Below are 15262 nucleotides of genomic sequence, written 5' to 3'. Positions count from 1 at the left end.
GGCTTTTGCGAAGGAATACCTATGAAACGATTTAGTTTGATTCTGGGCTGCATCCTGCTGTTCGCAGGCGTCGCCCAAGCCGCTGAAAAACCGGTTATCCGCCTCGGCGCCCGGGTGTTTACCGAGCAGACCCTGCTCGCGGAAATCACCGCGCAGTACCTGCGCAGCAAGGGTTACGACGCGCAGATCACCGGCGGTCTGGGCAGCAACCTCGCCCGCAGCGCCCACGAAAGCGGGCAGCTGGACATGCTCTGGGAATACACCGGTGTATCGCTGGTGGCCTACAACCATGTCACTGAAAAACTCGACAGCGCCCAGTCCTACGCCCGGGTGAAAGAACTCGACGCGAAAAAAGGCCTGGTCTGGCTGACCCCGTCGAAATTCAGCAACACCTACGCCCTCGCGCTGCCGAAAAAGGTCGCTGAGGAATATCCGCAGATCAACAACATCAGCCAGTTGAACGAAGTGCTGCGCGCCGAGGCCAAGACCAATCATCTGGTGGCGTTGGACACCGAATTCGCCAACCGCTCCGACGGTCTGATCGGCATGGTCGATCTTTACGGCATGAACCTGACCCGCAAGAACATCCGCCAGATGGACGCGGGCCTGGTTTACACCGCGTTGCGCAACGGCCAGGTGTTTGCCGGTCTGGTCTACACCACCGACGGTCGTCTCAACGCCTTCGGCCTGAAACTGCTGGAAGACGACAAGCACTACTTCCCCGACTACACCGCCGCACCGGTGGTGCGTCAGGCTTATCTCGATAAGCACCCGCAACTGGCCGAGCAACTCAAGCCGCTGGCCGAACTGTTCGATGACGAAACCATGCGCCAGCTCAACGCGCGGGTCGACGTCGATCACGAAAGCCCTTCGAAAGTGGCCGCCGATTTCCTGCGCCAGCACCCACTTAACTAAGGAGGAAAAGTCATGGAATTTCTGAACGCCTTTTCCCACCTCGACTGGCAGCAGGTGATGCACCTGACCTGGCAGCACATCACCCTCGTCGGCATCGCCGTGACCCTGGCGATTGTCGTTGGCGTGCCGCTGGGCATTCTGATGACACGCTTTCCGACCCTCGCCGGCCCTTTGCAGGCCAGCGCCACGGTGCTGCTGACCGTGCCGTCGATTGCCCTGTTCGGCCTGCTGCTGCCGTTCTACTCCAAGTTCGGCCAGGGCCTCGGGCCGATGCCGGCGATCACCGCCGTGTTTCTTTATTCATTGCTGCCGATCATGCGCAACACCTACCTCGCCCTCACTGGCGTGGAACCGGGTATCCGTGAAGCCGCGCGCGGCATCGGCATGACCTTCGGCCAGCGCCTGCGCATGGTCGAGCTGCCGATCGCCGTGCCGGTGATCCTCGCTGGCGTGCGCACCGCCGTGGTGATGAACATCGGCGTGATGACCATCGCCGCGACCATCGGCGCCGGCGGCCTCGGTGTGTTGATCCTCGCCTCCATCAGCCGCAGTGACATGTCGATGCTCATCGTCGGCGCGCTGCTGGTCAGTCTTCTGGCCATTTTCGCTGACCTGTTTCTCCAATGGCTGCAACGCTCGTTGACTCCAAAAGGACTGCTCAAATGATCGAACTTCAAAACCTCAGCAAAACTTTCCAAAGCAACGGCAAAGATGTCAAAGCCGTGGACTCGGTAAGCCTGACCGTCAATGAAGGCGAAATCTGTGTGTTCCTCGGGCCATCGGGTTGCGGCAAAAGCACCACGCTGAAAATGATCAACCGCCTGATCAAACCGACCTCGGGCAAGATCCTCATCAATGGCGAAGACACCACCGATCTCGACGAAGTGACCCTGCGTCGCAACATCGGCTACGTGATCCAGCAGATCGGTCTGTTCCCGAACATGACCATCGAAGAGAACATCGTCGTCGTGCCGAAACTGCTCGGCTGGGACAAACAGAGATGCCACGACCGCGCTCGCGAATTGATGAGCATGATCAAGCTGGAGCCCAAGCAGTATCTGCATCGCTATCCGCGCGAACTGTCCGGCGGCCAGCAACAGCGCATCGGCGTGATCCGCGCACTGGCCGCTGATGCACCGTTGTTGCTGATGGACGAACCGTTCGGTGCGGTCGACCCGATCAACCGCGAGATGATCCAGAACGAGTTCTTCGAGATGCAACGCGCGCTGAACAAGACCGTGATCATGGTCAGCCACGACATCGACGAAGCGATCAAGCTCGGCGACAAGATCGCAATCTTCCGCGCTGGCAAGCTGCTGCAGATCGACCATCCGGACACGCTGCTCGCGCACCCGGCAGACGACTTTGTCAGCAGCTTCGTCGGCCAGGACAGCACGCTCAAGCGTCTGCTGCTGGTGAAAGCCGAAGATGCGGCGGACAACGCGCCGTCGGTGAGCCCGGAAACGCCGGTGGCCGATGCGCTGGAATTGATGGATGAGCATGACCGTCGCTATGTGGTGGTCACCTGTGCCGAGAACAAGGCACTGGGCTATGTGCGTCGTCGTGATCTGCATCGTCAGACTGGCACTTGCGCGCAGTTCCTCCGTGAGTTCAATGCCACGGCGGCGTACGACGAGCATTTGCGCATCCTGCTGTCGCGCATGTACGAGTTCAACCGTTCGTGGCTGCCGGTGATGGATGCCGAGCGGGTATTCCTCGGCGAGGTGACGCAGGAGTCGATTGCGGCTTATCTGAGTTCGGGTCGCTCGCGCGGGATGAAGACCAGTATCGTCTCGCCGGCTGAAGCAGTGGTCGCCTGATTAACCGGTAAAAACACAAAACCCTGTGGGAGCGAGCTTGCTCGCGAAAGCGAAATATCAGTCAACAACGATGTCGACTGTGAAAAAGCCTTCGCGAGCAAGCTCGCTCCCACAGGATCCGGGTGATTTTTTCTTCACTCATCAGGCGGAAAAGAATCTCAACACCGAATAAGCTCAAAGCCTATCTAAAGCGACCTGCGAAACAGCCAAAATCCATCTCACACCCCTCTCTCGCCGCCAACGTCGCCGATGTTGCAGCCATCACACTTATCCACGACTTCGCCGACATAATCCGCGAACGTGCAGGTATTTTTAACACTAGAAAATTCTCGGGGAACATCTGCCCGTCATCTCGGTCGGCTACAAAGAGTGATGAACGCGACGCACGTCAGAAGCGTGCAAAAACGCGACATTTTTAGTTGATCTCACGCCCCTCACGCCCTAAAGTTCGCGCCGAACGTCCATGCTGGAAACGATCCATCCGGCTCAAGTACTGACGACGAGACAGCAAGGCCAAGGGAAAGCTGCACATCCCATGGCCTTTTTGCTTTCGGCGACATGCCTTGGGAAGTAGGCGAACCAAAGTGGGGATACGGAGGACGTTCATTTGCACCCATTGATTAACGACGTTTGCCACTAGGAGTCCCAAGTATGTCGATCCAGGTCGAAGACTATTTCGCGCGCGCTACATTCGACAAAATGAAGGCGTTCGCCGACAAACAGGAAACCCCGTTCGTGGTGATCGACACCGCGATGATCAGCCAGGCCTACGATGACCTGCGCGCCGGTTTCGAATTCGCCAAGGTCTACTACGCGGTCAAGGCCAACCCGGCCGTCGAGATCATCGACCTGCTCAAAGAGAAAGGTTCGAGCTTCGACATCGCCTCGATCTACGAGCTGGACAAGGTGATGGATCGCGGCGTCAGCGCCGACCGTATCAGCTACGGCAACACCATCAAGAAATCCAAGGACATCCGCTACTTCTACGAGAAGGGCGTGCGCCTGTTCTCCACCGACTCCGAAGCCGACCTGCGCAACATCGCCAAGGCTGCACCGGGTTCGAAAGTTTATGTACGTATTCTCACCGAAGGCTCGACCACGGCTGACTGGCCACTGTCGCGCAAATTCGGCTGCCAGACCGACATGGCCATGGATCTGCTGATCCTTGCTCGCGACCTCGGCTTGGTGCCTTACGGCATCTCGTTCCACGTCGGCTCGCAGCAACGCGACATCAGCGTCTGGGACGCAGCGATCGCCAAGGTCAAAGTGATCTTCGAGCGCTTGAAAGAAGAAGACGGCATTCACCTGAAGCTGATCAACATGGGCGGTGGCTTCCCGGCCAACTACATCACCCGCACCAACAGCCTGGAAACCTACGCCGAAGAAATCATCCGCTTCCTGAAAGAAGATTTCGGTGATGACCTGCCGGAAATCATTCTTGAGCCGGGCCGTTCGCTGATCGCCAACGCCGGTATTCTGGTCAGCGAAGTGGTGCTGGTTGCACGCAAGTCGCGCACTGCGGTCGAGCGCTGGGTGTATACCGATGTGGGCAAGTTCTCCGGCCTGATCGAAACCATGGACGAAGCGATCAAGTTCCCGATCTGGACCGAGAAGAAAGGCGAGATGGAAGAAGTCGTCATCGCTGGACCGACTTGCGATAGCGCCGACATCATGTACGAGAACTACAAGTACGGCCTGCCGCTGAACCTGGCGATTGGTGATCGTCTGTACTGGTTGTCGACCGGTGCTTACACCACCAGTTACAGCGCGGTTGAGTTCAATGGTTTTCCGCCGTTGAAATCGTTTTACGTGTAAGAGCAGCTGCGAGTTTCAAGCTGCTAGCTGCAAGTGAAAAGCCCATGACGTGTCATGGGCTTTTTTGTGTCTGTGCGTTCAGCTTGAAGTTTTGCGGGGTACTTGAGACCGAGGGCCCTCACCCCAGCCCTCTCCCAAAGGAGAGGGAGCCGACCGAGGTGTAAAGCGTCATTCACCGACCGGAAATACCGCGTCGATTATGGATTCGGCAAAGCACTTTCAGGTCGGCGCACCTCTCAAGCATCCCCCAATCGGTCCCCTCTCCCTCCGGGAGAGGGTTAGGGTGAGGGCTTGCGAATTCAGACGCACTGCAAGTCTGTGCATCGAAGCGCGAACCGAGCAGCCATCCCCTGAATCCTGGGATCTGTCGCACCTGACAGCGTCTGACTCGCCACCCGCAGAAAATTCAGATTGCCGCCGGCCAATGCTTTCTCAAGCCAATCGACCGCCTCATCAATCCGCCCCTCATCCGCTAAAACTGCAGCGAAACTGAACTGCCCACGAAAATCCCCACCCTCGGCCGAACGCCGATACCACTCACGCGCCGCCAAAGGATCCGCCGGGCACACCTGCCCTTCCTCCAGATACCGCCCAAACAGATTCATCGACTTCGCATGGCCCAATTCAGCCGCACGCCGATACAGCGCCAGCGCCTGCAGGTGATCCACCGCCACACCCCGCCCGGTCGCCAGCAGATTGGCGAGGTTGTACATCGCCCAATCCAGCCCGGCATTCGCTGCGATCCGGTAATGCTGCGCAGCAACCGACGTATCCGCAGCAACGCCCCAACCATGCTCATGACAACGCCCGAGCATGTTGCGCGCCATCAGATGCCCACGCCCGGCGGCGATGCCAAACCAGCGCAGCGCCAGCGCTTGATCCTGGGCGATGCCCTGGCCATCGAGAAGAATCTGCCCAAGCAAGGCCTGCGCTTCGACTTCGCCCTCACCCGCCGCCAGCAAAATCGCTTGCGCGGCACGCGCCGGGCTTTCGGCGAGCATGGCGCTGAGTTGTTCGCCGTCGAGGACTTCCTCGCGACGCAATTGGAAACTCATACCTCGACCCAGCGCCGCAGCAGGTTGTGATAGGTGCCGGTGAGGCGGATCAGCGAAGGGTGATCAGGCATGTCCTGCGTGAGCTGTTGAATCGCCCCGTCCATCTCGAACAGCAACGCGCGCTGGCTGTCTTCGCGCACCAGACTTTGCGTCCAGAAAAACGACGCATAACGCGCACCGCGAGTGACCGCGTTGACCTTGTGCAGGCTGGTGCCGGGGTACAACACCATATCGCCGGCCGGCAGTTTCACCTGCTGGGTGCCGTAGGTGTCCTGGATTTCCAGTTCGCCGCCGTCGTAATCCTCAGGCTCGCTGAAGAACAGCGTCGCCGACATATCGGTACGCACCCGTTCGATACTGCCCTTGGGCTGGCGCACCGCGTTGTCGATGTGGAAATCGAAGCTGCCACCGGCCGTGTAACAGTTCACTAACGGCGGGAAGACTTTGTGCGGCAGCGCGGCGGACATGAACAGCGGGTTTTTCCACAGCCGTTCAAGCATCGCCGCGCCGATTTCCTTGGCCAGCGGATGACCTTCTGGCAGTTGCAGATTGTGCTTTGCCTTGGCCGATTGAAAGCCGGCGGTGATCTTGCCATCGGCCCAATCGGCCTGCTCCAGTGCCTCACGAATGCGCTGCACTTCGTCTTTCGCGAACAATCCGGGGATGTGCAGCAGCATGGCGATGTCACCTGATGGCAAAGAGGCGGCAATGGTATTGATTCTTATTGACTGTGTAAAACCCGAGAGACGAATGAACTGGCAAAAACCGTAAGGTTAAATTGTAAAGAATGTAAATTCAGTGCGAATAACAATGTTTCGCAATTGATACGAATACTTGTTTAACCTATATTCCGCCGCCTCAAATCCTTGGGGAGGGGAATAAAAATGGCACGTCAACACGCACAATTACCGGTCAGTTCACCACGTCTGCTCGCCTCTGCAATCGGTGTGGCAATCACCGCCGGCTCCGCTGGCCAGATGGTCTTCGCCGCGGAAAAAACCGACAGCAAAGCCACCGGCAATGCCATCGCCCTGGACGCCACCGCCATCACCGGCGAAGCGCAGGACTCAACGTCCTACCAGGTCGAAAAAGCCTCCTCGCCCAAGTACACCGCGCCGCTGGTCGACACGCCGCGCTCGGTCACCGTGATTCCGCAACAAGTCCTCAAAGACACCGGCGCCCTGAACATGCAGGACGCGCTGCGCACCGTGCCGGGCATCACCTTCGGCGCCGGTGAAGGCGGCAACCCACAGGGCGACCGTCCGTTCATTCGTGGTTTCGACGCCCAGGGCGATACCTACCTCGACGGCGTGCGCGACACCGGTTCGCAGAGCCGCGAGATCTTCGCCGTGGAAAACATCGAAGTCAGCAAGGGCCCGAACTCCGCCATCGGCGGTCGTGGCGCGGCCGGCGGCAGCATCAACCTGGTGAGCAAGAAAGCGCACCTGGGCAACTCGTTCGATGGCGGCTTCACCTGGGGCTCCGACCAGACCCAGCGTTACACCCTCGACGGCAACTACCAGTTCAGCGACACCGCTGCTGGCCGTCTGAACCTGATGAGCCACGAGAGCAATGTCGCCGGTCGCGACAAGGTCGATTACGACCGCTGGGGTATCGCGCCTTCTCTGGCGTTTGGCCTGGGCACCGACACCCGCGTCAACCTCGACTACTACCATCTCGAAAGCAACGACACCCCGGATTCGGGCGTGCCGTACACCATTCCGGCCGGTGGCTCCGCTGCACGCACCAAGTCCAATCCGGACAAGCCATACGCCGGCGGTGATCACAGCAACTTCTACGGTCTGGATCGCGACTTCCGCAAGGGCCGCACCGACACCGCGACCTTCGCCATCGAGCATGACCTGAGCGACTCGCTGACGATCAAGAACACCCTGCGTCACGGCACCAGCATGCAGGATTACATCCTGACCCAGCCGGACGACAGCAAGGGCAACGTCAACAACGGCACGGTCTGGCGTCGGGCGAATACTCGGGTGAGCAATACCGAGACCACCACCAACCAGACTGACCTGTTCGGCAACTTCTACGTCGCCGGCTTCAAGAACAGCTTTTCCACCGGCGTTGAATACACCCGTGAGGAAAGCCAGAAGTCCTCGTACAACGTCAACACCGACACCACGCCGCGCACACCGGGCAACTCCAGCACTAACTGCACCCCGTCGATGGTCGGCGCTTCGAGTGGCTACAACTGCACCTCGCTGTCGAATCCAAACGCAAACGATCCGTGGAACGGCGCAATCTCGCGCAACTACGCCGGCACCGACACCCAGGCCAACACCTACGCACTGTATGTGTTCGACACCCTGGAGCTGAACGAGCAGTGGCTGGTGAACATGGGGCTGCGTTACGACCACTTCGATACCGACTACAAGACCTACAACGCCGCTGGCACCACCACGTCCAAGGGCGATGACACCAGCGAGTTCGTCACCGGTCAGTTCGGCGTCGTCTACAAGCCTGCGGAAAACGGCAGCATCTACGCCTCCTACGCCACCTCGGCCACGCCGCCGGGCAACACCTTGGGCGAAGGTCAGGAAGGCAACCCGTTGGGCGGCACGCCGGATCGCAGCGGCAACCTGCTGAGCAGCGACATGGAGCCGGAAACCACCAAGAACTACGAAATCGGTACCAAGTGGGATCTGCTCAATGATCGCCTGTCGCTGACCGCTGACATCTTCCGCACCGAGAAAGAAAACGCTCGTGTGCAAGTCGACACCACCTCGTACGAAAACGCCGGCAAGACCCGTGTGCAAGGTGTCGAGCTGTCGGCCAGCGGCAAGATCACCGACAAGTGGCAAGTGTTCGCCGGTTACGCCTTCATGGACAGCGAACAAGTCGACGGTGGCCCGATGGGCAAGGCCAACGATGGCAACGAACTGCCTAACACGCCGAAAAACAGCGCCAGCCTGTGGACCACTTACCAGGTCACGCCGAAGCTGACCATCGGTGGCGGTGCGTTCTACGTCGACGACGTGTACGGCAGCGTGGCCAACACCACCATGGTCGATTCGTATGTTCGCTACGACGCGATGGCGGCTTACAAGCTGACCAAGAACGTCGACCTGCAACTCAACGTGCAGAACCTGACCAACGAAACCTACTACGACAAAGCCTTCTCGACCCACTTCGCCAACCAGGCGGCGGGCCGTACGGCACTGTTGAGCACTAACTTCCACTTCTAAACACGGTGGAACCTGTGGGAGCGAGCTTGCTCGCGAAAGCGGTGGGTCAGTCAGCCTTCATGTCACTGACAGATTGCATTCGCGAGCAAGCTCGCTCCCACAGGTGATGTGATCAACAGGCTCAGCCCCGTTCATTCAATTGAACGGGGCTTTTGTGCGTAAGAAAGAACGCTTCTCGATAACCCACGGCATAATGCGCGCCGTGAAGACAAATTCCGAATGGACGGCGAGTGACGTGTTGAAGAAAACCCTGTTCCAGTTGCACTGGTTTTTTGGCATCACCGCAGGCCTGGTGCTGGCGTTGATGGGCATCACCGGCGCGGCCTATTCGTTTCAGGACGAAATCCTGCGGGCGCTGAACCCGTCCGTCCTGCAAGTAGAAAAACAGATCGCCGGTGTCTTGCCACCGGTGGAACTGGTCGCGCGCATCGAAGCTACGTCCGGCAAAAAAGTCTCGATGCTCTGGGTTGAAACCGACAGCGGCAACGCGGCACGCGTCTACTTCACCCCGCCCAAAGGCGAACGTCGTGGCGAGATGCGCTACTTCGATCCCTACACCGGCGAGTTCATGGGCGATGCCGTTGGCCAGGATTTCTTCGGCCTGATGCTGCAGTTGCACCGCTTCCTTGCCATGGGCGATACCGGGCGCAACATCACCGGTGCCTGTACGCTGATCCTGCTGTTTTTCTGCCTCTCTGGTTTGTATCTGCGCTGGCCGCGGCAGTGGAACAGCTGGCGCGTCTGGCTGACGCTGGACTGGAAGAAAAAAGGTCGCGCCTTCAACTGGGATCTGCATTCGGTGGCCGGTACCTGGTGCCTGCTGGTCTATCTGCTGCTGGCGTTGACCGGGTTGTCGTGGTCGTATGAGTGGTACAACAAAGGCCTGACCAAATTGCTCTCCGACGCGCCGCAAAACGAGCGCGTGCGCGGCGGTCGCGGCCCGGCGCCGGAAGGTCCGGCGCCGACTGCCGATTACGCAGCGATGTGGAGCAGCATCTACAGCGCTGCCGGCCCAGGGCTGGCCGCCTACAACATCCGCATGCCGGCGGTGGCTGGCCAACCGGCGACCGTTTTCTATCTGCTGGAAACTTCGCCGCACGATCGCGCGCTTAACCAGATCACCCTCGACCCGGCCACCGGCATCGTCAAACGTGTCGACCGCTACGCCGACAAGAGCTTCAAGGCGCAACTGCTGACCAGCATTTATGCGCTGCACGTCGGTAGTTACTTCGGCCTGGTCGGGCGGATCATCATCACGCTCGCAGCGGTGTGCATGCCGCTGTTTTTCATCACCGGATGGCTGCTGTACCTCGATCGTCGGCGCAAGAAAAAGCAGATCAAGGATGCGCGCCAAGGCCTCGCTCAATCGGCCGGCGATGCTTCGGCGTGGCTGATCGGTTTCGCCAGCCAGAGCGGTTTTGCCGAGCAACTGGCGTGGCAGACCGCCGGGCAATTGCAAGCCGCCGGATTGCCGGTGAAGGTGCAGCCACTGGCCAATGTCAGCGAGCAGGATCTGCGTGAATCGAACAACGCGCTGTTTGTGGTGAGCACGTTTGGCGACGGCGAAGCACCGGACAGCGCGCGCGGATTTGAGCGCAAAGTGCTCGGCAAGGCGGCAACGCTCGACAGCCTGAATTACTCGGTGCTCGGTCTCGGTGATCGTCAGTATCAGCACTTCTGTGGTTTCGCCAAACGCCTGCACCAATGGTTGGCTGAGCACGGCGGCAAGACATTGTTTGCCCCGGTGGAAGTCGACAGCGGTGATCCGTATGCCCTGCGTCACTGGCAAACCCAACTCGGCCTGCTCACCGGGCAAGCCCCCATCGATACTTGGCAGGCGCCGAGTTACGACAACTGGACGCTGGTCCGCCGCGAACTGATGAACCCGGACAGCAGCGGCTCACCGGTCTATCTGTTGGGCTTGAGCGCACCGAACACCAGCAGTTGGCTGGCCGGCGACCTGGTCGAGGTGCTGCCGCGCAACTGCCCGTGGGCCATCGAACACTTCCTCGACGGCCTCGGCATTCGTGGCGAGACCACAGTGAAAATCAACGGCCTCGACGAACCTCTGGAAGTCGCGCTGGCGTCGCGGCAATTGCCCGAGCACCGCGCCCATCTAGTCGGTTTGCATGCGCAATCACTGGTCGATGCGATGGTGCCGCTGGCCATGCGCGAATACTCGATCGCCTCGATTGCCGCCGACGGCGTGCTGGAGTTGATCGTGCGTCAGGAACAGCATGCCGATGGCACCCTGGGCATCGGTTCTGGCTGGCTGACTGAACACGCGCCAGTGGGCGGCAGTATCAGTTTGCGGGTGCGACGCAACAGTGGTTTCCATCTGCCGAACGAACCCGTACCGATGATTCTGCTGGGCAACGGCACCGGTCTGGCCGGGCTGCGCAGTTTGCTCAAGGCGCGGATTGCCGATGGTCAACAGCGCCAGTGGTTGCTGTTTGGCGAGCGTAATCGCGAACATGATTTCCTCTGCCGCGCGGAGCTGGAAGAGTGGTTGATCAATGGTGATCTGGAGCGGCTGGATCTGGCGTTTTCGCGGGATCAGGCGGAGAAGGTTTATGTGCAGGATCGTTTGCGTGAGTCGGCGGGTGAGTTGAAGAAGTGGCTGGCGGACGGAGCGGTGATTTACATCTGCGGCAGCCTGCAAGGCATGGCTTCGGGCGTGGATCAGGCACTCAACGACATCCTCGGTGCCGCTGAAGTGGAGCGGTTGATTGAGCAGGGTCGATATCGGCGTGATGTCTATTAAAGAGCCCCTCACCCTAACCCTCTCCCGGAGGGAGAGGGGACTGATTGGGGGATGCTTGAGATGTACGCCGACCTGCGACTGCTTTACCGAATCCATAATCGAGAAAGGCTTTGTGCTGATCTCATAATCGACTCGATCTCTCAGGTCGATGTATGACGCAAGACACCTCGGTCAGCCCCCTCTCCCTCCGGGAGAGGGCTGGGGTGAGGGTTAGCTTTTGATCTTCAAGCGGGCTGCAACTTTTTCTCAAAAACCGCCACCCCATTCAAATCCCGCAACACCACACTCATCTCCCCACTCCCCCCTTCAATATTCACCTCGCCAAAAAACTGAAACCCGGCAAACGGTGACGTGTTCTGCGCCGGCGGCGCCTTCTCGAACACCACTTCCGGGCCAAAGGTTTTATCCAGCGGATTAGGCCCAAAGCTCCCGGCATTCAACGGCCCCGCAACAAACTCCCAGAACGGTTCGAAATCCTGAAACGCCGCGCGATCCGGGTGATAGTGATGCGCCGCGCAGTAGTGCACGTCGGCCGTGAGAAAGACAAAATTGCGCACCTGCTGCTTACGCAGATAACCGAGCAACTCGGCGATTTCCACCTCACGCCCCTGCGCCGGTCCCGGGTCACCGTTGGCCACCGCTTCCCAACGCGCCACACCCGGGCTGACCTCGCCATCCGGCACACCCAGACCAATCGGCATGTCGGCGGCGATGACCTTCCACTGGGCTTTGGACTTCTTCAAACCTCGTTTGAGCCAGTCCAGTTGCTCACGCCCGAGAAAGGGTTTCGCCGCGCCGAGGTTGTCGTCATTGGCGCCGCGATAACTGCGCATGTCGAGCACGAACACATCGAGCATCGGCCCGTAACTGATCTTGCGATAAATCCGCCCGCCGCCGTCGGCAGCCTGCAAACGCATTGGCGAATATTCCAGCCACGCCTTGCGTGCGCGCCCGACCAGGGTGTGGATATCTTTTTCCTGATAACGCTCGTCGAGCTGCTTGCCCGGGGACCAGTTGTTGACCACTTCATGGTCGTCCCACTGCCAGATCTGCGGCACCTCGGCGTTGAACCGACGGATGTTTTCGTCCATCAGGTTGTAGCGGTAGTTGCCCCGATAGTCGTCGAGGGTCTGCGCGACTTTGCTCTTGGCTTCAGTGGTGAGGTTGCGCCACACCCGACCGTTTTCGGTGGTCAGTTGAGCGGGCACCGGGCCGTCGGCATAGATGGTGTCACCGCTGTGGATAAAGAAGTCCGGCAAACGCAGGCGCATGGCTTCGTAGATGCGCATGCCGCCGATGTCCGGGTTGATACCGAAGCCCTGGCCGACGGTGTCGCCGCTCCAGACGAAACGAATATTGCGCCGCGCCGTCGGAGCGCTGCGTAGGTGACCCAGCCACGGTTCGCTGGCGACGCCGGTGCGGGCGTCCTTGAAATACACGCGATAGAAAATCGCCTGATCGGCGGGCAGCCCGGTCAGTTCAACGCGGGCGGTGAAGTCGCTGCGGGCATCGGCGAGCGCCGAAACCAGCCGGCGTGGATGGCGAAACTGGCTGCGGGTGTCCCACTCGACCACCATATGCGCCGGGCGATCGCTGCGGCTCCAGATCATCGCGCGGTCGCCTTGCAGGTCGCCGGACTGCACGCCATCGGTCAACTGCGGACGATCCTTGACCGACGCAATCACCGCCGGCGCCAGGCTTGGCATCAGCAGACCGGCGCCGACGACTTGCATGACACGCCGGCGACCGGGGTTGAAATCGCTCATGCTGTTCTCCCTGAAAAAAGGAAAACTTAAGCACGCTCACATGACCCGGAAATGACACCAGACACACCACACAACCAATGTGGGAGCGAGCTTGCTCGCGAATGCGTCCTATCAGTCGAAATCTTATTCGCTGACACACCGCTTTCGCGAGCAAGCTCGCTCCCACAGGGTTTTGTGGAGCCAGTTAAACCTTCGCCGGTTCCAGCGCCAACTCGACCGCTTCCGGGCGTTTGACCGTCGCATAGACCACAGCAGTCAACAAACTCCCCGCGACAATTGCCAGCAGATACAGCAACGCATGATTGATCGCATTCGGAATCGCCAGCACAAACAAGCCACCATGCGGCGCCATCAGCTTGCAGCCGAAATACATCGACAGCGCACCGGTCAGCGCGCCACCGGCAATACTCGCCGGAATCACCCGCAACGGGTCTTTCGCGGCAAACGGAATCGCCCCTTCGGAGATAAAGCACAGCCCCAGCACCAGCGCCGCTTTGCCGGCCTCGCGCTCAGTCTGGGCAAACTTGCGCCGCGCTATAAACGTGGCGATGCCCAGGCCAATCGGCGGCACCATGCCCGCCGCCATCGTCGCGGCCATCGGTGCATAACTCTGCGACGCCAGCAGCCCCACCGAGAATGCGTACGCGGCCTTGTTGATCGGTCCGCCAAGGTCAACGCACATCATGCCGCCGAGCAGCACACCGAGCAGAATCGCGTTGGTGGTGCCCATGCTGTCGAGGAAGTGCGTGAGCGCCCCGAGCATACCGGCGACCGGTTTGCCGACCACGTAAATCATCACCAGCCCGGTAAACAGACTGGCGAACAACGGGATGATCAGAATCGGTTTCAGTGCTTCGAGACTTTGCGGCAAGGCGACATATCGACTGATCGCCTTGGCCGCATAACCGGCGATGAAACCGGCGACGATGCCACCGATAAAACCAGCACCCAACGTACTCGCGAGCAAGCCGCCAATCATCCCCGGCGCCAGGCCCGGACGGTCGGCGATCGAGTAAGCGATGTAACCGGCCAACAGCGGCACCATCAATTTGAACGCGGTCTCGCCACCGATCTGCATCAACGCAGCGGCCAGCGTGCCTTCTTCCTTGAACGCGGTGATGCCGAACACAAACGACAGCGCGATCATCAAACCGCCGGCCACCACCATCGGCAGCATGAACGACACGCCGGTCAGCAGGTGTTTGTAGACGCCGGTTTTTTCTTGCTTGGCCGGTGCCTTGCCGTCACCCGCAGCACTTTCCACAACACCTTCGGCCAGCGCTTTTTTCAGCGTCGCCTCGGACTGTTTCAACGCAATGCCAGTGCCGCAGCGATAAATTTTCTTGCCGGCGAATCGCTCGGTGGCGACTTCGATATCCGCCGCCAGCAACACCACGTCGGCTTCGGCAATCGCCGCTGCGCTCAACGGGGTTTTCGCGCCCACCGAGCCTTGGGTTTCGACCTGCAGTTCGTAACCCAGACGCTTGGCGGTTTGCTGCAAGGCTTCGGCGGCCATGAAGGTATGGGCGACACCGGTCGGGCATGCGGTGATGGCGACGAGGCGTGGCGCGCGCGGCGCATCAGCAACCGGTTCAACAGCGCCGGCGACGTAAACTTCAGCCTCTTCAGCACCACGACGCAGCACCGCTTCAACATCCTGCAACGCCTGCGCCGGGGCGATCTGGAAAACACGTTTACCGACAAAACGCGTCATGTCGACCGCGCCGGTGGCAACCAGCAAAACCCACTCGGCCGCTGCAATGGTCGCCGCCGACAACTCGCGTTCCGGGTGCGCCGCATCGACCACTTCCACGCTGGTGCTCCAACCCTGACGCTGCGCCGCCGCATCAAGCAAACGCGCGCACAGCACACTGGTGACCATGCCGTTCGGGCAAGCCGTAACAATGGCTAATTTCATGACAAA

At 59.9% G+C, this 15262-nt stretch carries 10 protein-coding genes; 6 read left to right on the top strand and 4 right to left on the bottom strand.

From position 1 onward, the window contains the following. The first annotated feature begins 21 nt into the window (after window positions 1–21). The 4 genes from ACW9IR_RS04160 to ACW9IR_RS04145 all read left to right on the top strand — a co-directional run bounded on the left by ACW9IR_RS04160 (window position 22) and on the right by ACW9IR_RS04145 (window position 4550). On the top strand, window positions 22–915 hold the full coding sequence (locus tag ACW9IR_RS04160; protein ID WP_457461807.1) for a glycine betaine ABC transporter substrate-binding protein: 894 nt from the start codon (window positions 22–24) through the stop codon (window positions 913–915). A gap of 12 nt (window positions 916–927) precedes the next feature. Then, a complete protein-coding gene (locus tag ACW9IR_RS04155; RefSeq protein ID WP_007915307.1) occupies window positions 928–1581 on the top strand; it encodes an ABC transporter permease in 654 nt (217 codons plus the stop codon). Continuing rightward, window positions 1578–2735 (top strand): osmoprotectant ABC transporter ATP-binding protein OsmV, encoded by a 1158-nt coding sequence (locus tag ACW9IR_RS04150; protein ID WP_095125383.1) that lies wholly within the window; start codon window positions 1578–1580, stop codon window positions 2733–2735. Before ACW9IR_RS04155 ends, ACW9IR_RS04150 begins: the two co-directional genes overlap by 4 nt. A 651-nt stretch (window positions 2736–3386) precedes the next feature. Next, window positions 3387–4550: a type III PLP-dependent enzyme gene (locus ACW9IR_RS04145; protein WP_016986476.1), complete on the top strand. Its 1164-nt coding sequence runs from the start codon at window positions 3387–3389 to the stop codon at window positions 4548–4550. A gap of 299 nt (window positions 4551–4849) precedes the next feature. On the opposite strand, the gene ACW9IR_RS04140 is transcribed toward ACW9IR_RS04145, so the two are convergent. Beyond that, the gene (locus ACW9IR_RS04140) at window positions 4850–5605 is read right to left on the bottom strand and encodes a tetratricopeptide repeat protein (RefSeq protein WP_457461804.1); all 756 of its coding nucleotides are present in this window, start codon (window positions 5603–5605) and stop codon (window positions 4850–4852) included. Further along, window positions 5602–6282 (bottom strand): Fe2+-dependent dioxygenase, encoded by a 681-nt coding sequence (locus ACW9IR_RS04135; RefSeq protein ID WP_102900713.1) that lies wholly within the window; start codon window positions 6280–6282, stop codon window positions 5602–5604. Before ACW9IR_RS04135 ends, ACW9IR_RS04140 begins: the two co-directional genes overlap by 4 nt. Before the next feature lie 207 nt (window positions 6283–6489). On the opposite strand from ACW9IR_RS04135, the gene ACW9IR_RS04130 reads away from it, so the two are divergent. Together ACW9IR_RS04130 and ACW9IR_RS04125 are read left to right on the top strand one after the other, a co-directional pair. Beyond that, window positions 6490–8808, top strand: a complete 2319-nt coding sequence (locus ACW9IR_RS04130) for a TonB-dependent receptor (RefSeq protein ID WP_457461801.1) — start codon at window positions 6490–6492, stop codon at window positions 8806–8808. Window positions 8809–9043: 235 nt separating this feature from the next. Next, window positions 9044–11572: a PepSY domain-containing protein gene (locus ACW9IR_RS04125; RefSeq protein ID WP_457461825.1), complete on the top strand. Its 2529-nt coding sequence runs from the start codon at window positions 9044–9046 to the stop codon at window positions 11570–11572. Window positions 11573–11796: 224 nt separating this feature from the next. On the opposite strand, the gene ACW9IR_RS04120 is transcribed toward ACW9IR_RS04125, so the two are convergent. Beyond that, window positions 11797–13338 carry an alkaline phosphatase D family protein gene (locus tag ACW9IR_RS04120; protein ID WP_457461799.1) on the bottom strand — a complete coding sequence of 514 codons (1542 nt, stop codon included), beginning with the start codon at window positions 13336–13338 and terminating at the stop codon, window positions 11797–11799. 184 nt (window positions 13339–13522) lie between these two features. Continuing rightward, window positions 13523–15256 (bottom strand): PTS fructose-like transporter subunit IIB, encoded by a 1734-nt coding sequence (locus ACW9IR_RS04115; RefSeq protein WP_457461797.1) that lies wholly within the window; start codon window positions 15254–15256, stop codon window positions 13523–13525. Window positions 15257–15262 lie beyond the last annotated feature (6 nt).

Source organism: Pseudomonas sp. SDT291_1_S447, assembly GCF_054070155.1.
This window is presented reverse-complemented; position numbering and strand designations above follow the sequence as displayed.